The 22,082-nt window shown below is 58.4% G+C and carries 22 protein-coding genes; 14 read left to right on the top strand and 8 right to left on the bottom strand.

Translation table 11 applies throughout. From position 1 onward, the window contains the following. Positions 1 to 2: 2 nt before the first annotated feature. Entirely contained in the window at positions 3 to 425 is a 423-nt protein-coding gene (locus GAL_RS13700) for a hypothetical protein (RefSeq protein ID WP_145958061.1), read from the bottom strand. Positions 426 to 620: 195 nt separating this feature from the next. On the opposite strand from GAL_RS13700, the gene GAL_RS13695 reads away from it, so the two are divergent. After that, positions 621 to 878, top strand: a complete 258-nt coding sequence (locus GAL_RS13695) for a helix-turn-helix domain-containing protein (RefSeq protein WP_040104096.1) — start codon at positions 621 to 623, stop codon at positions 876 to 878. Between the two features lie 249 nt (positions 879 to 1,127). Here GAL_RS13695 and GAL_RS13690 read toward each other — a convergent pair whose 3' ends face one another. Continuing rightward, on the bottom strand, positions 1,128 to 3,425 hold the full coding sequence (locus GAL_RS13690; RefSeq protein ID WP_024098160.1) for an adenosylcobalamin-dependent ribonucleoside-diphosphate reductase: 2,298 nt from the start codon (positions 3,423 to 3,425) through the stop codon (positions 1,128 to 1,130). 186 nt (positions 3,426 to 3,611) lie between these two features. Here GAL_RS13690 and GAL_RS13685 point away from each other — a divergent pair, with 186 nt between their 5' ends. Then, on the top strand, positions 3,612 to 4,043 hold the full coding sequence (locus GAL_RS13685) for a DUF1489 family protein (RefSeq protein ID WP_024098159.1): 432 nt from the start codon (positions 3,612 to 3,614) through the stop codon (positions 4,041 to 4,043). 115 nt (positions 4,044 to 4,158) lie between these two features. Here the strand turns inward: GAL_RS13685 and GAL_RS13680 are convergent, their stop codons facing one another. Next, positions 4,159 to 4,476, bottom strand: a complete 318-nt coding sequence (locus GAL_RS13680) for a DUF1244 domain-containing protein (RefSeq protein ID WP_024098158.1) — start codon at positions 4,474 to 4,476, stop codon at positions 4,159 to 4,161. A gap of 253 nt (positions 4,477 to 4,729) precedes the next feature. Between GAL_RS13680 and pyk the strand changes: the two genes are divergently transcribed. The 7 genes from pyk to pheT all read left to right on the top strand — a co-directional run bounded on the left by pyk (position 4,730) and on the right by pheT (position 12,420). After that, positions 4,730 to 6,175: a pyruvate kinase gene (gene pyk / locus GAL_RS13675; RefSeq protein ID WP_024098157.1), complete on the top strand. Its 1,446-nt coding sequence runs from the start codon at positions 4,730 to 4,732 to the stop codon at positions 6,173 to 6,175. A 35-nt stretch (positions 6,176 to 6,210) separates the two neighbouring features. After that, positions 6,211 to 6,432: a hypothetical protein gene (locus tag GAL_RS13670; protein ID WP_014879316.1), complete on the top strand. Its 222-nt coding sequence runs from the start codon at positions 6,211 to 6,213 to the stop codon at positions 6,430 to 6,432. A 186-nt stretch (positions 6,433 to 6,618) separates the two neighbouring features. After that, complete coding sequence (rpmI, locus tag GAL_RS13665) at positions 6,619 to 6,819, top strand: 50S ribosomal protein L35 (protein WP_014873788.1); 201 nt, start codon at positions 6,619 to 6,621, stop codon at positions 6,817 to 6,819. A 15-nt stretch (positions 6,820 to 6,834) separates the two neighbouring features. Further along, the gene (rplT, locus tag GAL_RS13660; RefSeq protein ID WP_014873789.1) at positions 6,835 to 7,200 is read left to right on the top strand and encodes a 50S ribosomal protein L20; all 366 of its coding nucleotides are present in this window, start codon (positions 6,835 to 6,837) and stop codon (positions 7,198 to 7,200) included. 234 nt (positions 7,201 to 7,434) lie between these two features. Continuing rightward, the gene (pheS, locus tag GAL_RS13655) at positions 7,435 to 8,508 is read left to right on the top strand and encodes a phenylalanine--tRNA ligase subunit alpha (RefSeq protein ID WP_024098156.1); all 1,074 of its coding nucleotides are present in this window, start codon (positions 7,435 to 7,437) and stop codon (positions 8,506 to 8,508) included. 607 nt (positions 8,509 to 9,115) lie between these two features. Then, complete coding sequence (locus GAL_RS13645) at positions 9,116 to 9,934, top strand: alpha/beta hydrolase family esterase (RefSeq protein WP_040104095.1); 819 nt, start codon at positions 9,116 to 9,118, stop codon at positions 9,932 to 9,934. Positions 9,935 to 10,023: 89 nt separating this feature from the next. Then, positions 10,024 to 12,420 (top strand): phenylalanine--tRNA ligase subunit beta, encoded by a 2,397-nt coding sequence (pheT, locus tag GAL_RS13640; RefSeq protein WP_024098153.1) that lies wholly within the window; start codon positions 10,024 to 10,026, stop codon positions 12,418 to 12,420. Positions 12,421 to 12,492: 72 nt separating this feature from the next. Here the strand turns inward: pheT and GAL_RS13635 are convergent, their stop codons facing one another. Next, on the bottom strand, positions 12,493 to 13,371 hold the full coding sequence (locus GAL_RS13635) for a LysR family transcriptional regulator (protein ID WP_024098152.1): 879 nt from the start codon (positions 13,369 to 13,371) through the stop codon (positions 12,493 to 12,495). Positions 13,372 to 13,458: 87 nt separating this feature from the next. On the opposite strand from GAL_RS13635, the gene GAL_RS13630 reads away from it, so the two are divergent. The 3 genes from GAL_RS13630 to GAL_RS13620 all read left to right on the top strand — a co-directional run bounded on the left by GAL_RS13630 (position 13,459) and on the right by GAL_RS13620 (position 15,231). Next, a complete protein-coding gene (locus GAL_RS13630; RefSeq protein WP_024098151.1) occupies positions 13,459 to 14,094 on the top strand; it encodes a class I SAM-dependent methyltransferase in 636 nt (211 codons plus the stop codon). A 163-nt stretch (positions 14,095 to 14,257) separates the two neighbouring features. After that, positions 14,258 to 14,707 (top strand): YtoQ family protein, encoded by a 450-nt coding sequence (locus GAL_RS13625; protein WP_024098150.1) that lies wholly within the window; start codon positions 14,258 to 14,260, stop codon positions 14,705 to 14,707. Beyond that, entirely contained in the window at positions 14,704 to 15,231 is a 528-nt protein-coding gene (locus GAL_RS13620; RefSeq protein WP_024098149.1) for a GNAT family N-acetyltransferase, read from the top strand. The genes GAL_RS13625 and GAL_RS13620 overlap by 4 nt, the downstream gene beginning before the upstream one ends. Before the next feature lie 54 nt (positions 15,232 to 15,285). Here the strand turns inward: GAL_RS13620 and GAL_RS13615 are convergent, their stop codons facing one another. After that, a complete protein-coding gene (locus GAL_RS13615) occupies positions 15,286 to 16,092 on the bottom strand; it encodes a mechanosensitive ion channel family protein (RefSeq protein ID WP_024098148.1) in 807 nt (268 codons plus the stop codon). Positions 16,093 to 16,221: 129 nt separating this feature from the next. Then, complete coding sequence (gene mscL, locus GAL_RS13610; RefSeq protein ID WP_024098147.1) at positions 16,222 to 16,656, bottom strand: large conductance mechanosensitive channel protein MscL; 435 nt, start codon at positions 16,654 to 16,656, stop codon at positions 16,222 to 16,224. Positions 16,657 to 17,064: 408 nt separating this feature from the next. Between mscL and GAL_RS22910 the strand changes: the two genes are divergently transcribed. Next, positions 17,065 to 19,422, top strand: a complete 2,358-nt coding sequence (locus GAL_RS22910) for a Hint domain-containing protein (protein WP_024098146.1) — start codon at positions 17,065 to 17,067, stop codon at positions 19,420 to 19,422. A 54-nt stretch (positions 19,423 to 19,476) separates the two neighbouring features. On the opposite strand, the gene GAL_RS13600 is transcribed toward GAL_RS22910, so the two are convergent. Together GAL_RS13600 and GAL_RS13595 are read right to left on the bottom strand one after the other, a co-directional pair. Then, the gene (locus GAL_RS13600; protein ID WP_024098145.1) at positions 19,477 to 21,021 is read right to left on the bottom strand and encodes an alanine/glycine:cation symporter family protein; all 1,545 of its coding nucleotides are present in this window, start codon (positions 21,019 to 21,021) and stop codon (positions 19,477 to 19,479) included. Positions 21,022 to 21,040: 19 nt separating this feature from the next. Next, a complete protein-coding gene (locus GAL_RS13595) occupies positions 21,041 to 21,475 on the bottom strand; it encodes a universal stress protein (RefSeq protein WP_024098144.1) in 435 nt (144 codons plus the stop codon). 147 nt (positions 21,476 to 21,622) lie between these two features. On the opposite strand from GAL_RS13595, the gene GAL_RS13590 reads away from it, so the two are divergent. Next, positions 21,623 to 22,078: an Lrp/AsnC family transcriptional regulator gene (locus GAL_RS13590; protein WP_024098143.1), complete on the top strand. Its 456-nt coding sequence runs from the start codon at positions 21,623 to 21,625 to the stop codon at positions 22,076 to 22,078. Positions 22,079 to 22,082 lie beyond the last annotated feature (4 nt).

Genomic DNA, 22,082 nt, shown 5'->3' with positions numbered 1-22,082 from the left:
GGTCAGCCCGCCAGAACCCTGAATTCCTTAGGGGTGTAGTCGAGGGCTAGTAATTTCAGAAAAAGCAGTTCCAGCGGCAATGGCGTTTCCATCCACTGCACTCTTTCAGTGTTGATGCTTAGATCGAAACCGCCAAATTTGTTCAGGGAAATGCAAACTTCACGCCCATTTAGAAAATCCCAAAGCATCTCGGAAAACGGATCTCCTCCGCTCTTTGGATGTGTTGAAAGGCCAGAGCACTGAGCAAGGATTGCTGGCAATACGTCCGTAAAGACAGCCCATGCCTGCTGTTGCTCCCGTAGTTTCAATGTTCGAGAATTGGAGGTGGGCTGCAGTGCTGCGGATTTTAGCGCCAACACTGGTGCAGACTTCAATAGGATAGCTTCCTTAGTGTTTGAGGCATCGTCTGCTTTCATGCCTGTCATCTCAACACCCACCCTGTAAGTCGTCGATGGCGGCTGAACCCAAAGATCTTTGCGAAACACCCAAAGCGCAAAACAGATCCGCAGGGGTTATATGTATATTTGGCATCACTACCCACCTTATATGTGAAATCTGATTTTTGGATAATCTGAAAATGAGATTACTGGAAGTGTCCGAAGCATCTTACGGACACACAATTGACCAAAACACTTCACACCAACGGACATTTGGCGCTCATTGAAGCGCTCATTTCTGCCCGTAAGTCACAAAAACTCTCTCAGGCAGCCTTGGCAGACCGGTTGAGGTGTCATCAATCGTTCGTCGCGCGGATCGAGTCGGGTCAGCGGCGTATTGATGTGCCAGAATTGGTGATCATTGCGCGGGCGCTCGATGTTCCTGCGGAACACTTTTTCGAAGCCGTCATTAAGGCAGTGCCACCGGGTGAACGGATTTAAATAGCTGATTTCGTTTACTAATCACGCAATCCATAAAGGGCTTGTACGACTTTTGATGTGACCGAAGCATGATTTTCGCGTCCAAAATTCACTCAAGCCCCATATTCAAAATAGAGACGGCTTCACCCCGAAAGCGTCGTTGTGAAGCCGCTCAATGTACAACCTATGTGTAGATAGTGGACCCAAGTTAGAACGAAATGGGCAAACTATGGGTCACTTCACATCAGTCCACAAGCAGCACCCGTTTGCTCAGCCGCATTTCGAGTGGCCGCAGCTGCGGCAGGTCATGCAGCCTTCGACCATTTGCAGATCATACTGGCCGCAGCTCGGGCAGGGTTTGCCGCGGGGGGCATTGAGGGAGACAACCTCCGCTTTTGGATCCGATTTCAGGCCCATCCCTTCGCCTTCGAGGAAACCGGTGGCCACCATATGGGTTTCGATCACGCCGCCGATCGCTGCGAGAATGGAGGGGATGTATTTGCCCTGCACCCAAGCACCGCCGCGGGGATCAAAGACCGCTTTCAGCTCTTCCACGACAAAGGACACATCACCGCCACGGCGGAACACGGCTGAGATCATCCGGGTCAGGGCCAGCGTCCAGGCGTAGTGCTCCATGTTTTTGGAGTTGATGAAGACCTCAAACGGGCGGCGGTGGCCGTTGATGATGATGTCATTGATGGTGAGGTAGATCGCGTGCTCGCTGTCCGGCCACTTCAGCTTGTAGGTGTGACCCTCCAGCGATTGCGGGCGGTCCAGCGGCTCGGACATATAGACCACTTCTGCTGCGCCAGACTCGCTGATATCGGCCTCATGGGGGGCATCGGCGGTTTCACCCGGTGCGGTGTCTGCGCTTTCGCTCACGGAGAGGACTGAGCCGGTCACATCGTTGGGGCGATAGGTGGTGCAGCCTTTGCAGCCCAGATCCCAGGCCTGCATGTAGACATCCTTGAAGCTATCAAAGGAGATGTCTTCGGGGCAGTTGATGGTCTTGGAGATGGACGAGTCGATCCATTTCTGCGCCGCAGCCTGCATTTTGACGTGCTCAGATGGAGACAGCGTCTGGGCGTTGACGAAATACTCGGGCAGCTCTTTGTCGCCAAACTTGTCGCGCCACATCTGTACGGCGTAGTCCACGACTTCTTCTTCAGTGCGGCTGCCGTCTTTTTGCAGGACCTTACGCGTGTAGGCATAGGCAAAGACGGGTTCGATACCGGAGGAGACATTGCCCGCATAAAGCGAGATGGTGCCGGTGGGGGCGATGGAGGTCAGCAGCGCGTTGCGGATCCCATGCTCGCGGATGGCGTCGCGCACGTCCTCATCCATATCCATCATTGTGCCCGATGCCAGATAGGCGTCAGCATCGAACAACGGGAAGGCGCCTTTTTCCTTGGCGAGATCCACCGACGCCAGATAGGCCGCGCGGGCGATCGCGTGCAGCCAGTCTTCGGTCTGACGCGCGGCTTCGTCCGAGCCATAGCGCAGGCCAAGCATCAGCAGGGCGTCGGCCAGACCGGTCACGCCAAGGCCGATGCGGCGCTTGTTCTGGGCTTCCTGTGCCTGCGCGTCCAGCGGGAACTTGGAGACGTCGACGACATTGTCCATCATCCGCACGGCGGTTGCGACCAGTTCTTTCAGGGCCTCAGGGTCCAGTTCGGAGTCCTTTTCGAACGGGTTCTTGACCAGGCGCGCCAGGTTGATGGAGCCAAGCAGACAGGCACCATAGGGGGGCAGGGGCTGTTCACCGCAGGGGTTGGTGGCTGCGATCTGTTCCACGTAGGACAGATTGTTGGCTTTGTTGATGCGGTCGATAAAGATCACACCGGGTTCGGCGTAATCATAGGTCGCCTGCATGATCTTGTTCCACAGATCCCGTGCCTGAACGGTCTGGTAGACTTTGCCGCCAAATACCAGCTCCCAAGAGCCGTCGGCTTTGACCGCTTCCATAAAGGGATCGGTGACCAGAACCGACATGTTGAACATGCGCAAGCGGGCCGGGTCGGATTTTGCGGTGATGAAAGCCTCGATATCGGGGTGATCGCAGCGCATGGTCGCCATCATTGCGCCGCGACGAGAGCCCGCCGACATGATGGTGCGGCACATTGCGTCCCAGACGTCCATGAAGGACAGCGGGCCGGAGGCGTCTGCGGCGACGCCTTTTACATCTGCGCCGCGCGGACGGATGGTCGAGAAGTCGTAACCGATGCCGCCGCCCTGTTGCATGGTCAGAGCGGCCTCTTTCAGCATGTCAAAAATACCGGCCATGCTGTCGGGCACCGTGCCCATGACGAAGCAGTTGAACAGAGTCACTTGACGCGCGGTGCCGGCACCTGCGGTGATGCGACCTGCGGGCAGATACTGGAAATCCTCCAGCGCGCCGTAGAATTTGTCTTCCCAGGTTTTGGGATCGCTCTCAGCCCGCGCCAGATCGCGTGCGATGCGGCGCCAGCTGTCCTCGACGGTCTGGTCGATGGGGGTGCCATCGGCCTGTTTGAAACGGTATTTCATATCCCAGATCTGTTCGGCAATCGGGGCGGCAAAGCGGCTCATATGGCGAATCCCTATGGTCGGTCGTGGCTAAGGTGGCGGCCTGCCTACACCAGCCGCGCGGAGATGCTCAACGCTGAAATCATGCGGTAGCACAAATTTATCATTATCATACCACAATACCTTGTCGTTCGGCCAGTCTGGCCTACAATATAGAGTTCATACTCTGGACGACTCTGTGGGCATCTTGTGGATAAGTATATCAATCTTGTGAAGCTTTCTGTTGGAACTGAAACCGTTGACGGGCTGGCGGCCTGGCAGGCGGAGTACCGCAAGCAGCTGCCTGAGGGGTTGCCGCGCCATGTTACGCGGATGTGGCCCAAGCGTGAGGCGGAGATCCTCAATGGTGGGTCAATCTACTGGGTGATCAAGGGGCAAATCCAATGCCGCCAACGGATTTTGCGATTGGATGAGGTGATCGGTGGCGACGGTGTCCGGCGCTGTGCCATTGTGCTGGAGCCGGAAATTCACCGAACCCAAGTGGCGCTGCGTCGTCCGTTTCAGGGGTGGCGCTACCTGAAGCCGGAGGACACGCTACCGGACCTGCCCAAGGGGCGCGGGGCGGAAAAGCCACTGCCGCCGGAACTGTCACAGGCGCTTGCCGAGATCGGGGTGATCTGAGCCAATCTGATCCAGATTCGAGGAGGCGTGAGAAAGACGATTCCCTGAAAAGACAAGGCCCCGATTTGGGCCTTTGCCTGGACGCTCGGGAGTGATCTGCGGAGCTGCCGATCGGTTAAGAGCGGTCTTTGCCGACGTTCTCTTCAAAAGCCGTCTGAAAGGCGGCTTGTTTGTCCGCAGAGGCGTCGGTCTGGTAGTTGGCTTTCCATTCATCCATGGTCATGCCGTAAAAGATCTCGCGCGCTTCTGATTTGCCCATCTCGATGCCGCGCTCATTGGCCGCTTCCTGATACCAGCGCGACAGGCAGTTACGGCAGAAACCGGCGAGGTTCATCATGTCGATATTCTGAACGTCGGTGCGATCTTCCATCAGATGCTGGCGCAGTCGGCGAAAGGCAGCTGCTTCGAGTTCGATCTGGGTTTGCTTGTCCATGTCGGGCTCCATCTGTGAAAACACCCGTTTGACTAACAGCTACGTTTGAGCTGGGCAACTGATGACAGCGCGGGCGGGGGGCTGGTCAATCGGTGCGCAGCCGGTAGGTGCAAAATTAGGCTTCAACTGTCATCAGCCCGTCGTCATTTGGTGATGAAGCGTTAGGGGAGTTGCGGCAAAATGGGAATTAGGCGATAAGCGCCGCAGCAATGTTTGCGATAACACCGTTCCAGCCGATGAAGAGGATGACCCCATGAGAAGATCGCGCAATGTAAAGATTGTTGCCACCCTTGGGCCGGCATCCGAAACCTATGAGACCATTCGTGCTCTGCATGAAGCGGGCGCAGATGTGTTTCGTCTGAATATGTCCCACGGCAGCCACGAGGAAATCGCTGCGAAACATGCGATTATCCGCAAGGTCGAGGCTGATCTGGACAGCTCCATCGCCATCCTCGCCGACCTTCAGGGGCCGAAGCTGCGCGTCGGTGTCTTCTCCAATGGCGCAGAGGAATTGGTCGAGGGGGCGTCTTTCCGTCTGGACCTGGACGACGCCGAAGGTGACGTAAACCGGGTCTGCCTGCCGCATCCTGAGATCTTTGAGGCGTTGCAGCCAGGTGCTCATCTGCTGGTCAATGACGGCAAGATCCGCCTCAAGGTGGAGACCTGCGGCAATGATTTCGCCAATTGCACGGTGACCACCGGCGGAACCATCTCCAATCGTAAGGGCGTGAACGTCCCCGATGTGGTGCTGCCGCTGGCCGCGCTCTCGGAGAAGGATCGTGGCGATCTGGAGTTCGTCTGCGGGCTGGGCGTCGACTGGCTGGCGCTTTCTTTTGTGCAGCGCGCGAAGGATGTCTATGAAGCCCGTGGCCTGGCCGATGGCCGCGCGGCGGTTCTATCAAAAATCGAAAAACCAGCTGCCGTCGATAACTTCGACGAAATTCTGGATGCTTCCGACGGGATAATGGTTGCGCGCGGCGATCTGGGCGTTGAGTTACCTGTCTCTGCCGTGCCGCCGATCCAGAAACGTCTGGTGCGCCGCTGTCGCGCGGCGGCAAAGCCGGTGATCGTGGCCACCCAGATGCTGGAAAGCATGATCGAAAGCCCGATGCCAACCCGTGCCGAAGTGTCGGATGTGGCCACCGCGATTTATGAAGGGGCAGATGCCATCATGCTCTCGGCGGAATCGGCGGCGGGCCAGTACCCGATCGAGGCTGTGCAAACGATGGACAACGTCGCGACCGAGGTGGAGGTCGATCCGACCTATGTGCAGATCATCGCGGCATCGCGCTCTGCCAAGGGCGATACCGTTGCGGATGCCATTGTGGCTGCCGCGCGCGAGATTGCGGAGAAGACTGAGATCAAGGCGATTTGTTGTTACACCCAGAGTGGTACGACTGCGCTGTTGACCGCGCGTGAGCGTCCCGGTGTGCCGATCATTGCGCTTACACCATTGGCGGGCACCGCACGCCGCCTCGCGCTGAGCTGGGGGTGCAACTGCGTTGTAACCACAGATCAGGACCGGTTTAAGGGCGCTGTTGTTGGCGCCGCTCGCGCCGCGCGGTCTGGTGGGTTCGCAGGCGAGACGGATCAGATCGTTGTCACCGCCGGTGTGCCGTTCAACGTTCCTGGCACCACCAACATCCTGCGCGTGGCGCCTTGCGATGAACGTTTGATCTACAGCACCGACCCGGAGTAACCTGATCGCGTCTTATCTCAATAAGGACGCGCAGCATGGATACGGATCTGGCACTGGTGCTTGGGCTCTTGCTCGCCTTTTTGGCAATCCCCGCTCTTTTGTCTGCCGCAAGCGACCGCCGCACCCCCAGGGTGTCGGCGGTTTTTCTTGTCCTGGCGGTTGGTCTGCTCCTATATGCGTTCAGCACCAAATCCGGAGGCTATCAGGTCGATGATATCCCCAAGGCAATTTTCCGGGTGATTGGCCGATTTACCTGACCTTGGCAGTAGGGTGATTGGGGCAGCCGGTCCCGTCGGGCCTGAATGCGAAATCTTGGTGCCTCATGTGAAGAATCTGCTTGCCCTTATGACCCGGCTTGCGTAAACGGCACCCCTGTTCGCGTGGCCGGCCAGAGTGGCATGCCGAGTCGCGCATAGACCGAACCCGCATTGAAGGAGACGGAAATGCCCAAAATGAAGACAAAATCGAGCGCCAAGAAGCGCTTTAAAGTGACCGCGACCGGCAAGGTTCTCGCAGGTCAGGCCGGCAAGCGCCACGGCATGATCAAGCGGACCCGTAAGTTCATCCGCGACGCCCGCGGCACCACTACCCTGTCGGCACCCGACGCAAAGATCGTCAAGGGCTTCATGCCCTACGACCGCTAAGAGGAGATCTGAGATATGTCCCGCGTTAAAGGTGGTACCACAACTCACGCCCGTCACAAGAAAGTCATCAAGGCCGCAAAAGGCTATTATGGCCGCCGCAAGAATACCTTCAAGGTAGCGCGTCAGGCCGTTGACAAGGCAAACCAATACGCAACTCGCGACCGTAAGAACCGCAAGCGGAATTTCCGCGCGCTGTGGATCCAGCGGATCAACGCAGCTGTGCGTAGCCACGACGAGGCTCTGACATACTCCCGCTTCATCAATGGCCTGACCCTGGCCGGGATCGAAGTGGACCGTAAAGTGCTGGCCGATCTGGCCGTCCACGAACCCGAAGCTTTCGGTGCGATCGTGAAGCAAGCACAGAGCGCCCTGGCTGCCTAAATTCAGGCACAGGATTATTTCAAGCGGGCCGTTCTGTAAAGAACGGCCCGTTTTGTATGTTGCGCCCTCATTTGCCTGTATTCGCCCGGTCTGCGGCGTCGCGGCAGGCGTCGGGTGCGCGTGGGGGCTGCCGGATTGCCGCGGTTGCGTCCTGATTGGCTGAGAGCTGGTGCAAATGCTTGCTTTCAGCCTCTGCTGTGATAGCAGAGCGGCAGCATTATTCAGGGGACCGTCATGGACGATCTTAAAGCAAAATATCTCGGGCAGATCGCCGATGCTGCCGATGAGAACGCGCTGGAGGCCATCCGGGTCTCGGCGGTTGGCAAAAAAGGCGAAGTGAGCCTTAAGATGCGCGAGCTGGGCAAGATGACGCCGGAAGAGCGTCAGGTCGCAGGACCGGCTCTCAACGCGCTGAAGGATGAGATTAACGCAGCGCTGTCTGCGAAGAAAGCAGGGCTTGCCGATGCCGCGCTGGACGCACGCCTGCGGACCGAATGGCTGGATGTCACACTGCCGACCCGCCCGACCCGCAACGGCACGCTGCATCCGATCAGCCAGGCCAGCGAAGAGCTGACGGCGATTTTCGCTGAGCTGGGGTTCTCCGTGGCCGAAGGCCCGCGCATTGATACCGACTGGTACAATTTCGACGCGCTGAATATCCCTGGCCATCACCCGGCCCGCGCCGAGATGGACACGTTTTACATGCACCGCGCGGAGGGCGACGACCGCCCGCCGCATGTGCTGCGCACGCACACATCGCCGGTGCAGATCCGCTCGATGGAGAAGATGGGCGCGCCGCTGCGCATCATCTGTCCGGGTGGTGTGTATCGTGCGGACTACGACCAGACTCACACACCGATGTTTCACCAGGTCGAAGGCCTCGCCCTCGACAAGGACATCTCGATGGCCAACCTGAAGTGGGTGCTGGAAGAGTTCGTGAAATCCTACTTTGAGGTGGACAGCGTCGATCTGCGCTTCCGCGCCTCGCATTTCCCCTTCACCGAGCCGTCGGCAGAGGTTGATATTCGCTGCTCCTGGAAAGATGGCACACTGAAAATCGGTGAGGGCGACGACTGGCTGGAAATCCTTGGCTCCGGCATGGTGCATCCCAAGGTAATCGCGGCCGGCGGGATCGATCCGGAGGTCTATCAGGGCTTTGCCTTCGGGATGGGCATCGACCGGATTGCGATGCTGAAATACGGCATCCCCGATCTGCGCGCCTTCTTCGACAGCGACCTGCGCTGGTTGCGCCACTATGGGTTCCAATGCCTGGACGTGCCGACGCTGCACGGTGGTTTGAGTAGGTGATAGTTCAGGGGGCGAATGGCTCCTATAAACCGAAGTATCAGGTGAAAGACGGAGAGGTGCTGCAAGTCCTCAGATTTGTAGCGAGCAGCGCCTCAGCTCATTCTCGTCAAAATAGCCTCGCTTACATTGAGAAACAGGGCTTCTCCACGAACCCAGTAAACTCCGAAAGTCTTCTTCGTTTCTATCTAAACTATTTGGTAGAGAAGGGTTGGTTGGAGAAGGATCCTAAGGCTGGGGGCGGCATACATTTCTTCAATGAGGATACTCGCAAGATCAGTCTGATAGGGTATGAGCTGTCTATGGCTGGGCAGGATTATCTAAACGAGCAAAACAAAAAGGTTTGGTATAGAGCTTGGTCTAGGCAGCTGTTGACCAATCTGCCAACGATTGTAGTTAGCGTCGTCGCAAGCTTGGCGGTGAGTTGGGCTGTATACTACTTCGGTGCACCAAAGCCTTAGCACAGGGCGTAGTTCTGCATCACGCCTAACCCGTCGCAGGGCGGGAGCGATGCGTTCACTTAGGCTGCGGTGCACCCCTGGGGTTTCGTTTGCCTCCGCCCACAAACATGTGACGTGACAGGTGGGCAGTGTCGGCTAGTCTCGCGGCCATGATGCGATTTCTTCTACCCCTTGCTGCTGTCCTGACTGCCACCTCTGCCCTCGCGATGGGGCCATGGAAGGGCAACGGCGCCCCCTGTGGCGCGGATGTTGCCTGTGCGTTGGGCGAAAGGTCTTATCACGTTCTGGAGCCGGAGGGCTGGGACGGTGTCTCGCCTTTGCCTGTATTGCTGCATTTTCACGGATGGTCCCGGACGGGCAAACATGCCCAACGATCTGACAGGGTGGGGGCGTCGGCAAAGCGGCGGGGGGTCCTGCTGGTGACACCCAACGGTCGCGGCAAGAGCTGGAACTTCTGGACTGCAAGTACCGAAGATGTGCCTTTTGCCGATGCGGTGCTGGTCGATGTGAACAAACGCTATCCTGTCGATCAGAAGAAGGTCTATGTGTCCGGCTACTCCTACGGATCGGCAATGGCCTGGCGCTATGTCTGCCAGAGCGGCGCGGATGTGGCGGCGCTTTTGGCGGTTGCGGGGAGCATTAACCAGACTGAGACCTGTCCGCAGACCCCAGAGGAGGTGCGTCATGTGCATGGTCTTGCCGATCAGGTTATGGATTTTCCGATGGGGCCGGGGGAGGATGTGACCTATCCGGTGGCTCTGTGGCGGCGAGCATTTGGTTGCGAGGGCGCAGGTGCGCCGCAGAAGGACTGGCAGGCGCGCAGCTTTCTGACCTTTTCTCGCACCAGCTGGAGCTGCGCGGGGCACGATGTCACGCTGGATCTGCATCCCGGCGGGCATTTCATTCCGCACGGTTGGATCGGGCGGCAGCTGGATGAGCTTTTGGGCCTCACCCCCAGCTATCCTTAGGCTCTGAGCCGCGCCAAGGCTTGCACATGGGGGCAATCTTTGTCATTGCCTGCTGCAACATGCATGGCTTGCCATAGGAAACCGGACCGATGAAATTCACTCTTTCTTGGCTGAAAGACCACCTCGAGACCGACGCATCGGTCGAGGAGATCACAGAAACCCTGACCGATCTCGGTCTTGAGGTGGAGGGCGTGTCCAACCCCGCCGACCGGCTCAAGGACTTTACCCTGGGCTATGTGAAACATGCTGAGAAACACCCCGACGCGGACAAGCTGCGGGTGTGTAAGGTCGACACGGATGAAGGCGAGATGCAGATCATCTGCGGCGCGCCCAACGCCCGCGAGGGCATCACCGTGGTGGTATGTAAACCGGGCATGTATATTCCGGGCCTGGATATCACCATCGGTGTTGGCAAGATCCGCGGCGTTGAGAGCTTTGGCATGATGGCCTCCGAGCGGGAGCTGGAGCTGTCGGACGAGCATGACGGGATCATTGAGCTGCCCTCGGGAAAGGTTGGGGATCGCTTCGTCGATTGGCTGGCTGAGCATAAACCGGCCAAGGTGGATCCGGTGATCGAGATTGCCATCACTCCGAACCGCCCGGATGCATTGGGTGTGCGCGGCATCGCCCGTGATCTGGCCGCGCGCGGTCTGGGCACGCTGAAACCGCTCACGATTGAGCCGGTTGAGGGCGGCTATGACAGCCCAATCAAGGTGGCGATCGCCGAGGATACATTGGACGGATGCCCGCTGTTCACCGGCCGCCTGATCCGGGGCGTGAAGAACGGCCCAAGCCCGCAGTGGCTGCAGGACCGGCTGAGCGCCATCGGTCTGCGCCCGATCTCGGCCTTGGTGGATATCACCAACTACTTCACCTTCGATCAGAACCGTCCACTGCATGTGTTTGATGCAGCAAAAGTGGCTGGCAATCTGCGGGTTCACCGCGCCGCTGGTGACGAGACGCTGACGGCGCTGGATGAGAAGGACTACACCCTCTGCGAGGGGCAGATGGTGATTTCTGACGACAATGGCGCAGAAAGCATTGCCGGTATCATGGGTGGGGCTGAGACGGGTTGCACTGAAGGCACCACCGATGTCTTCCTGGAGAGTGCTTTTTGGGACCATGTTCAGATCGCGACCACGGGCCGGGCGCTCAAGATCAACTCTGACGCGCGCTATCGGTTTGAGCGGGGCGTCGACCCTGAATACACGCGCGAGGGGTTGGACCATGCCACCCGCATGATCCTTGATCTCTGCGGTGGTGAGCCGTCGAATGTGGTGACCGCCGGGGCCGTGCCAGATCAAGCGCGGGCTTATAAGTTGGATCCTGAGCGGGTTCAGTCGCTGGTCGGCATGGATATCCCGGAATCCGAACAACGCCAGACACTGACCCGGCTCGGCTTCCGCCTGGAAGGCAATATGGCCCATGTTCCCAGCTGGCGCCCCGATGTGATGGGGGAGGCCGATCTGGTTGAGGAAGTGGCGCGGATCGCGTCTCTGACAAAGCTGGAAGGCAAACCTCTGCCGCGACTGACCGATGGTGTGCCTGCACCGGTGATGACACCTCAGCAGCGCCGCCAGCAGATCGCGCGCCGGACCTGTGCCAGCCTTGGTTACAATGAGGTGGTGAGCTACACATTCATTGACAAGGCCTCTGCGGCGCTGTTCGGCGGTGGCGATGATGCCACTATGCTGGCCAATCCGATCTCGTCCGAGATGTCGCATATGCGCCCGGCTTTGCTGCCGGGGTTGCTCCAGGCTGCGGCACGCAATCAGGCGCGGGGCTTCATGGATCTGGCGTTGTTCGAGGCAGGCCCTGCGTTTCACGGCGGCGAGCCGGGTGAGCAGCATAACCTGATTTCAGGCCTGCTGGTTGGACGGACCGGTCCTAAGGATGTGCATGGTGCCAGCCGCGCGGTCGACACCTTTGATGCCAAGGCTGATATTGAGGCGGTTCTGGCGGCGATCGGCGCCCCTGCCAAGGTACAGATCCTGCGCGGGGCACAGTCCTGGTGGCATCCGGGACGGCACGGTAAGATCTGCCTCGGCCCGAAGAAGGTGCTAGGTGTCTTTGGGGAATTGCACCCCAAGGTGCTGAGCGAAATGGGCATCAAAGGATCCGCCGTGGCCTTTACCATCTGGCCCGATGAGGTGCCGATGCCGCGCAAATCCGGCGCCAACCGTGGTGCATTGGTCCAAAGCGATCTTCAGGCGGTGGAGCGTGACTTTGCTTTTGTCGTGGCGGATGATGTCGAGGCGCTGACCCTGGTCAACGCAGCGGCTGGCGCGGATAAGACACTGATCGATGACGTGCGAGTGTTTGATGAGTTCATCGGCGGCAGTCTGGGGGAGGGCAGCAAATCTCTGGCCATCACCGTGCGGTTGCAACCGACCGACAAGACCCTGACCGAAAAGGACATCGAAGCGGTCAGCGCCAAGATCGTGGCCAAGGTCACAAAGGCGACTGGCGGCACATTGCGCGGATAACAGCAGACTGAGGGCAATTGGTCCTATCCGGTGGTATGATGTGGAAAACGCGCCCGGCTCCGGGCGCGTTTTTCATATGTGGCTGAGGAAATCTGCGAGCAGATCAAAGACCAGCCGGATCTTTCGGCTGGTGTGCAATTCCCGATGTGTGGTTAGCCAGATCGGGAAGGTGATCGGGTCCAGACCGGGCAACAGGCGTTCGATACCGGGCGTTGGATCTGCCACAGCTGTCATCATCGGACAGATGCCAAACCCCTGTTTGACCAACTCCCAAGAAGCGAGGCCGCTGGTTGATTTGATCCGAAAATTCTGCGCTGTCAGGTGGATGCCGAGTGGGGCCATGAATTCAATCGACCGCTCCAGATCGGCAAAGCCTACAAAATCATGATGCGACATTTCTTCGGGTGAGTGCGGGCGGCCCCGGCGCTTCAGATAACTGGTGGCAGCGTAGAAATGGGCGTGTGACTCTCTGACCAGACGGGCAATCAGCTCGGGCTGATCCGGGCGCACGTGGCGGATGGCGATATCCGCCTCGCGTCGCATCAGATCACGAATGTCATTTGCAGCCACCACATCAATCGTTAGCCTAGGCGCGCGCTGTCTCAGCTGGTGGAGGACCGGGGGCAGCACATAAGCCGACATGACGTCGCTTGCGGTTATTCGGACCGTGCCCTCGATAGCCTGCGCTTGTCCGGTGGCGGCGAGCGACAGTGCCTCAGCGGCGGCTCCCATCTTGCGGCTGTGGCTCAGCAGATCATGTCCGGCCGAGGTCAGCGCGAGGCCGCGCCCCAATCGTTCGAACAGCAGAACTCCGAGGTCTGCCTCAAGCGCTGCAACCTGTCGCGACAGGGTCGGCTGGGTCAGGCCCAGTTTGCGCGCCCCTGCAGACAAAGAGCCTGTCTCAGAGGTCGCCAAGAAGGCGCGAATGTGGTTCCAGTCCGGATCATCCATACGGAAATGTATAGCACTCTTGCGAATTTCAGCAATTTATTGCTGGTTCCCGTATGGGTAAGTCATCCTCATTCAAGGAGAAGACTGATGACAGCCGACGCTCGCTTCTGGAACCGGATAGCCCAGAGATACGCCAAATCAAAGATCAGGGATGAAGCCGCCTATCAATACACATTGGAGCGGACCAGATCTTATCTCACGGCGGGGGATCATGCATTGGAAATCGGCTGTGGGACCGGGTCGACAGCAATTGCACTGTCGGATGCAGTTGGCAGGATCACCGCAACTGATCTGTCGGATGCCATGCTTGATATTGGCCGCGACAGGGCTGCCGAGGCGGGAGCCGGTAATATTCAGTTTGAGCAATGCGGCGATGATGGGTTGCCCGCCGGACCGTTTGACGCCGTGATGGCCTTCAACCTGTTGCATCTGGTGCCGGATTTGGACGCTGCGCTTTCGTCGGTTGCCGAACGCCTGCCCAGTGGCAAGTTATTCATCTCCAAGACGCCCTGTCTGGGTGAGGCACGGGGCAGCTTCAAATATTGGATGTTCCTGACCGTGATCCCGCTTATGCGGTTGGTTGGACAGGCCCCGAGCAACGTGCGTTTCCTCAGCGTCGCAGATCTAGAGGCCGCGATGGAACAGGCGGGTTTCGAAATTGTAGAAACCGGCAACTATCCGGTATCTACCCCTGGTCGCTACCTGGTGGCCCGGCGTCGTTAAGGTCGGCTGGACGAAGGCTCCCGGCTGGTGAATACTCCGCCTGCTTACCGGCCGGGCACCGTGTCTGGTGCAATGGCATCAATCAATGAACGACCCCAGCGGTGAAACGGATGCGGCACGTCTTGCTACGCCCGCCTGTCGCTGGCGCAGGAAAGGACATTTCATGATGTTGAACATCTATCTCTCAGGGGAAATTCACACCGATTGGCGCGATCAGATCATCGCCGGGGCTAAGGATCTGGACGTGCGGTTCAACAGCCCGGTAACCGATCATGACGCCAGCGACGATTGCGGTGTTGCCATTCTGGGGGCGGAGCCAAACAAATTCTGGCATGATCACAAGGGAGCCAAGATCAACGCGATCCGGACCCGCAAGGGGATCGAAGAGGCCGACATCGTCGTGGTGCGATTTGGTGAGAAGTATAAACAGTGGAACGCGGCTTTTGATGCCGGTTATGCGGCAGCCCTTGGTAAGTCGTTGATCGTGCTGTCACAGGATGAGCATCAGCACGCCTTGAAGGAAGTTCATGCTGCCGCACTGGCGGTGGCGAAGGAGCCAGCGCAGGTTGTTGAAATCCTACGCTATGTGCTGAAGGGGAGCCTGCCTGCGTGACAGGACCAACTTTGACAACGGACCGCCTGCTTCTGCGTCCGCACCAGCTGGATGATTTCGAGGCGTTGCTGGCGTTGTGGATGGACCCTGTGGTGGTGCGCCACACAATCGGTCGCCCGGCCAGCCGCGAGGAGACCTGGACCCGGTTGCTACGCTACATCGGTCACTGGCAGGCCCTTGGCTTTGGCTACTGGGCGGTGACGCTGCGAGAGGACGGGCGCTATATCGGGGCGGCAGGGTTTGCGGATTATCACCGTGACATTGATCCACCGATTGGCGCGGTACCAGAGGCCGGCTGGGCCCTGATGCCTGCCGCCCACGGGAAAGGGCTGGCAACAGAGGCTGTTGACCGGATGCATCGATGGGCTGCGGAGGCCACGCAATGGGAGCGTACCTGCTGTCTTCTAGACCCTGAAAATGCAGCTTCGGTGAAAGTCGCTAGGAAGCTCGGGTATCAGCCGAGCCACGATGCGCTGTACCGTGAGGAGCCGACTTTGGTTATGACGCGGACAATCACGCGCTGATCGATGTGACGAATAAGCCGCCCCACAGATCTGGCGGGGCGGCTGTTGCCGGAATCAGGCTTCTTTCTTGATTTCCACGCTGTGCGGGTAGGGGATGGAGATCCCCTTGTCGTCGAAGGCTTCTTTGACCGCTTGCGTCATCGCGAACTTCAGCTCCCAGTAGTCGGCCGCTTTACACCACAGACGCGCTGTCAGATCGACCGAACTGTCGCCGAGATTGGTAACCCGCACCCATGGTGCGGGATCTGCCATGACGCGCGCATCTGCGTTCGCGAGATCGAGAATGATCTCCTTCGCGGCGTCTGCGCTGTCGCCGTAGTCGATGCCAAACACCATATCAACGCGACGCGTATCATGCGCCGAGTAGTTGGTGATGATAGCGCCCCAGGCCTGGCCGTTGGGAATGATGATCTGAACATTGTCAGGTGTCACCAGCTCTGTCACGAAGAGGTTGAGATCCACCACCGTCCCCGAGGTGCCCCCAATATCGACGTATTGGCCCAGCTTATAGGGACGGAACATGACCAGCATCACACCCGCAGCCAGATCGCTCAGCGTGCCCTGCAGGGCCAGGCCAATGGCGAGGGTTGCAGCGCCGAGCATTGCAACCAGGCTGGTGGCTTCGATCCCGAATATGCCCAGAACGGCGACCAGCACGATGGCCAGCAGCACCCAACGCACTGCGCTGGCGGCAAAGTTGCCGAGAGTCTGGTCAAGGTGCGGGGTGGCGTTGATGCGACGGCGTACTGCACCGCTGATCAGACCGGCTGCAATCCAGCCGACAACCAGTACGACCAGCGCTTTGGCAGCGCTGACGAGCAGGGGCCAAAGGGCACCCAGCTGTTCAATCCATTGTTCCATAGTGTTGTTTGGTCCTTGTCACGATCTCATGGAAATGCCCATCACCAGCAACAGGAGGTGGCCGGTGCATTCGCTGCGGGCATAGTCGGACCCGGCTGGGCTGTCACCCGCGGATCAGATTTCAGCAGATCAACGTTTCAGAGAGTCGCGGATTTCCAACAGCACATCCAGTTCGGTTGGGCCAGCGGGGGCCTCCTCGGCTGGAGCAACGTCTTCCTGCTTGAAGGCGGCGTCTTTGAGGCGGTTAACATAGCGCACAAGCATGAACACCACGAAAGCAATGATCAGGAAATTGATGACGGCCATCAAAAAGGCACCGTGGGCAAAAACGGCGGCCCCGGCTTCGCGTGCGGCCTCAAGGCTGACGCCTTCAGGGACAGTGCCCGCCAGTACGAGATAAGAATTGGTGAAATCGACACCGCCGGTAAAGACACCGATGATCGGATTGATCAGGTCGCTGACCATGCTTTTGACGATTGCCGTAAAGGCTGCGCCGATGATGATGCCGACGGCCATATCCATCACATTGCCCTTGGCAATGAAGTCTTTGAATTCCTGAAGCATGCTACTTGTCCCTGTTAACGAACCACTTTGTTGTTGAACAGCCAACGCGGGTACCCGCGCTCTGTCTGGCGGAAGTCTAGTCTGGTTTTCGCTGCCATGGCTATTGATTTTGCGTTGGAAATTCGCGGCGTAGACCAGTCGATCATCCTCTTGAAGTGCTGTTGGTTGTGTCCTTCGCCATATTCTCAACGCAAAATGGACTGGTGTTGGCCCTAGACTGGTCCCGCGTCGGGCGTCTTTGCGGGTTAATCGTTCCCTAAGGGATGTGTCGTTACCTGTGCGCCAGGCGGCTGATTGCGTTGTGGGACGGGGCAACATCTCAGACGGCTCCGCCAGTTGTAACGGCGATGAGGTATCCGCGGACTTTGTCACTGCGGGGTAGTGATAGGCACAAGGTAGACGTGAGACATGGCCACTCTTGACAATGCGATCTGGTTAACCGGTAACAACGGCGCAGCGCAGAACGGTTCAACAACGCTGAGCGAAGGCGGCAATTCCACCGTCGTGACGGGTACATTCACGCCGGGCAGTTGGGACAACTCGCAAAGCGGCTACCGGGTATCCGATTTCGGCGCCTTTGGCGTCAGTGAGCCGATCACCGCAAGCTATGGTTTTTCCAATCCGGTGAGCGATCTGCGGTTTGACCTGCAGCACGTGAATTCCAATGGCAGCTCCCACGACGACAAATTCACCCTGCGGGTTCTGGATGCCAGTGGCGTTCTAGTCCCTGCGGCACAGGTCATTGCTGGACTGACCGGGGTGACCCACCATCAGGTGACGATCAATGCGGATGGTACGGTTTCCATTGAAGGGGAGGGCAGGACAGCTGCCACTATAGGCGTCGCAATTGACGGGCCGATTTCGCAGCTCGATGTGACTTTTGACAATGGCAGCGACGCGCCGATCTCCGGCGGTGCCGGGCTTTCGGACTTCACATTTTCAATTCCGCCCGCACTCGACTATATCGTGGAAGGCACGGATGCAGGCGAGCGGATCGATATCGATTATCTGGGTGACCCCGAGGGGGATCGTGTCGACAATGGGGACGCGGCTGACGGCTCTCAGGATGATGTGATCGTGGCCGGTGGCGGGGACGATACGGTTCGGGCCGGTGAGGGGGACGACTTCGTTGACGTCGGCACGGGCAATGATTCCGTCGAAGGTGGCGGGGGCAACGACACGCTCTCCGGCGGTGGTGGGCGTGATCTGCTGCAAGGCGGGGCTGGCAATGACCTGCTGCAAGGGGGCATTGACGGCGACACACTTGAGGGTGGTGCGGGACGCGACACTCTGGAAGGTGGCGCGGGCAATGACTCACTGAGTAGCGGTGACGACAACGATCTCCTATTGGGCGGCGATGGCGATGATACCATTACTGCAGGCCACGGCGATGACACGCTCTACGGTGGCGACGGCAATGATCGGCTCGAAGGGCTATATGGCAATGATCTGATCTATGCCGGTGACGGCGACGACCATGTCTTTGGCCGTGATCAGGATGACCTGATCTATGGCGAAGATGGCAATGATACGCTGATCGGCAGTATGGGAACGGATACCGTCTGGGGCGGCGCCGGAAACGATATTCTGGCGGGCAGCCAGGGCAATGATGAGATCCATGGCGGCGACGGCGATGATCTGGCCTTTATCGGTGTCTATGAGGATTCCGATCGCATTTTCCTCGACGATGGGAACGATTTTCTGGACGGAAGCTCCGCCGGATCATCCTTCTACGGGGAAGGTGGTCGTGGCGACGATGTGATGAACAGCGGCGTTGGAAATGACACGCTGCTGGGGGGCGAGGGATATGACCGGCTGAGCGGCGGCGCGGGTGGTGACTCGCTTGATGGCGGCAGCGAAGATGACATTATCGAAGGCGGGACCGGGGCTGATACGCTCATTGGCGGAACCGGCGCTGACAGCCTTTACGGGGACGACGATCGGGATTTGTTTATTGGTGGGGCTGGAGATGTCGTTGATGGCGGCGAAGGCGGGGATGACTATGATCGCCTAGATATCAGCGAGCTGCGTGCGCTGGGCGATACGCGTGTCGTCTACACCAGTGCTGACCGGGAAGACGGACGGGTTGAGGTCCGAAATGATCAGGGCGAATTTGTCAGCAGGCTGACGTTCTCCAACATCGAAGAGGTCATTCCCTGTTTTACACCGGGCAGCCTTGTTTTGACCCCCAATGGTGCAGTGCCGGTGGAAGCGCTTGAAGTGGGCGACCGGGTGGTGACGCGCGATGGCGGGCCGCAGACTTTGCGCTGGACCGCGCGCCGCACCGTGACCAACAACGATCTTGCGCGGCGACCACAGTTCCAGCCCATCCTCATCGAAGCAGGCGCGCTGGGTTCTGATGGTGGCGAACTCGTGCCGAACCGGGATCTGATGGTGTCACCGCAGCACCGGATGTTGCTGACCGGAAGCCGCGCCGAGTTGCTCTTCGGGTCCAACGAGGTGCTGGTGGCGGCGGTGCATCTGCTCAATGATCGCGATATCCGCCGCGCGCGGGCGATGGATGTAACTTACATCCATCTGCTGTTTGATCAGCATGAAATTATCTGTGTGGATGGAGCCTGGAGCGAGAGTTTCCAGCCGGGCGATCTGACGCTGTCGGGTATGGATGCGGCCCAGCGGTCCGAATTGTGCCATCTGTTCCCGGAGCTGGAGAGCATGGGGCGCGCCTTTCCAACGGCGCGGCGTTCGTTGCGCAGCCACGAGGCACGTGTGCTGTTGTCCTCAGGACGTGAAAATTTCAGGTAAGCCCCCAACAGGGGAGGAGGACCCGGCCACCATTGGTAGCCGGGTCGAGTTTTTTTACTGGTACTTCTTGATTTCGCCAGTTTTGAGGCGGCCCAGATAGCTGTTCAGCTCGCCTTTGACGATTGGCATCAGGAAGTAGAGTGCCACGATATTGACCACCGCCATGGCAAAGATAGCCGCATCGGAGAAGTCGATGACCGGACCCAGGCTGGCTGCGGCACCGATGATGACGAACAGGCAGAAAATCACTTTGAACACCAGTTCAGTGGTCTTGCCTTCACCAAACAGGAAGGTCCAGGCCTTGAGGCCATAGTAGGACCAACTGATCATCGTGGAGAAAGCAAACAGGATCACTGCAATGGCCAGGATGTATTTGAACCAGCCAAATGCGGAGGAGAACGCCGCAGATGTCAGTGCCACTCCGGAGTTTCCATCGACGGTCTGGATGGCGCTGCCCGCTTCGTTCAGCACATAGAGACCGGTTTCAGGGTCGCTGACCAGCTGACCGGTGATGATGATCACCAGCGCTGTCATCGTGCAGATAACCACAGTGTCGATGAAGGGTTCCAGCAGCGACACGAAACCTTCGGTGATCGGCTCTTTGGTTCGCACAGCGGAGTGGGCAATCGCCGCCGAGCCAACACCGGCTTCGTTGGAGAAGGCCGCGCGTTTGAAGCCCTGAATCAGCGCCCCGACCATACCGCCTGCAACGCCGAGACCGGTGAAGGCCCCGTCGAAGATCTGGCCAAAGGCCCAGCCGATTTTGTCGAAGTTCAACAGGATGATCACCAGCGCGGTCAGCACATAGAGAACCCCCATGAACGGCACCACTTTTTCGGTGACACTGGCGATGGATTTCAAGCCACCGATGATCACGGCAAAAACCACACCGGCAAAGATGACGCCGGTGATCCAGCCGGGATAATCGCCAAGAACATTGGTCAGCTGCGCATGTGCCTGATTGGCCTGGAACATGTTGCCGCCACCAAAGGCGCCGAGGATACAGAAGATCGAGAAGAGAACCGCCATGAACTTGCCACCCGGCAGACCCCGTGCGGCAAAACCTTTGGTCATATAGTACATCGGACCACCGGAGACGGTGCCATCGGGGTATTCATTCCGATACTTCACGCCCAGCGTACATTCGGTGAATTTCGACGCCATGCCCATCAGGCCTGCGAGGATCATCCAGAATGTCGCACCGGGGCCACCGATGCCAACGGCAACCGCAACACCGGCGATATTGCCGAGGCCGACAGTGCCGGAGAGGGCCGTCGCCAGCGCTTGGAAATGGCTCACTTCGCCTGCGTCATTCGGATCCGAATAGTCGCCTTTGACCAAGGAGATCGAATGCGGGAAGGCGCGGAACTGGATCAGTCCGAAGTAGATGGTGAAAATGGTTGCCGCAATCACCAGCCACGCAACGATCCAAGGAAAGCTGGTGCCCGGGAATGGGCTGAAGATGAAATTGACAAACCAGCCGGTGGAGCTGGCAAACAGCTCATTCACCTTTTCGTCGATGGTCTGTGCCATCAGCGGGCCCGACAGCCCGAGGGCGCCGGGGACGGCCAGAGCAGCCGCTTTTGAGAGAGTGTTCATGATGACCCCTGTCAATCAGTTATGGGACAATGGTGACCGGAACCGGCGCAGCCTGCGCCAGGCTGCCTGCAACCGAACCAAACAGCCGCGACGAGAGCGCGGAGTGGCCGGTGCGTCCGATAACGACGTGATTGGCACCTTCGGATTTGGCGATGGACACCAGCACTTCGGCGATATTGCCGTATTTTACAGTGGCGGTGACATCCACGCCGCTGGTTTCCAGATCCTTGAGAAGTGGCTGAATCAGTGCGGTTTCGGCGCGCTCCAGCTCTTCCGTACGGCGCTTGTGGCGCTCTGCCAGCTCGGAGGCGGACAGAAACGAATACGGTGACCATTCCAGGACATGCGCAACAACAATGCTACCGCCCTGTGCCTTTGCCACGTCCAGCGCAAAGTTGAGCGCGGTGCGTGCGCTCGTGCTGCCGTCGTAGCCAACTACGATTTTTGAGGCCATCTGACCCTCCCTTGGTTTACGTCATCCCTGTGACGAAGTGTCTCAATTTTATGACGTTGTTGATAGGAAAGGTTCTCGTTTTCCTTGTGTATTGGGAAAATTTCGGAAAAATGTGCGGATAACGACTTACTATTGGGAAAAATTCCGATGGACTTGCTGGATTCGCGCATTCTTTCCGCCCTGCAACAGGACGGTCAGATATCAATGGCCCGCCTGTCGGAAAAAGTTGGGCTGTCTTTGTCCGCATGTCATCGTCGTGTCAAGATGATGGAGGCCAATGGCATGATCGAAGGCTATGCCGCGCGGCTGGACCGCAAGAAGGTTGGTCTTGAGCTGCAAATCTTTATCGAGATCAAGCTGGTCAGCCAGCAGCGGGAGAATATTCAGGCGTTTGAAGATGCCATTTCGCATATGCCCGAGGTGTTGGAGTGTCATTTGATCTCAGGGGAATTCGACTATCTCATGCGCGTCGCAGCGCGCAATACGGATGCTTATGAGAAACTCTATCGCAACCGATTGTCGGAAATCCCTTCGGTTGCGCAGATGAAGACATTGCTTGGGGTGTCTACCGTGAAGGAATTTCGCGGCTACCATCTGGATTAGCGTC

Origin of the sequence: Phaeobacter gallaeciensis DSM 26640, from assembly GCF_000511385.1 — a bacterium.
GTDB classification, from domain to species: Bacteria; Pseudomonadota; Alphaproteobacteria; order Rhodobacterales; family Rhodobacteraceae; genus Phaeobacter; species Phaeobacter gallaeciensis.
The sequence above is the reverse complement of the archived record's forward strand: the minus strand, read 5'-3'. Positions and strand labels throughout refer to the sequence as shown.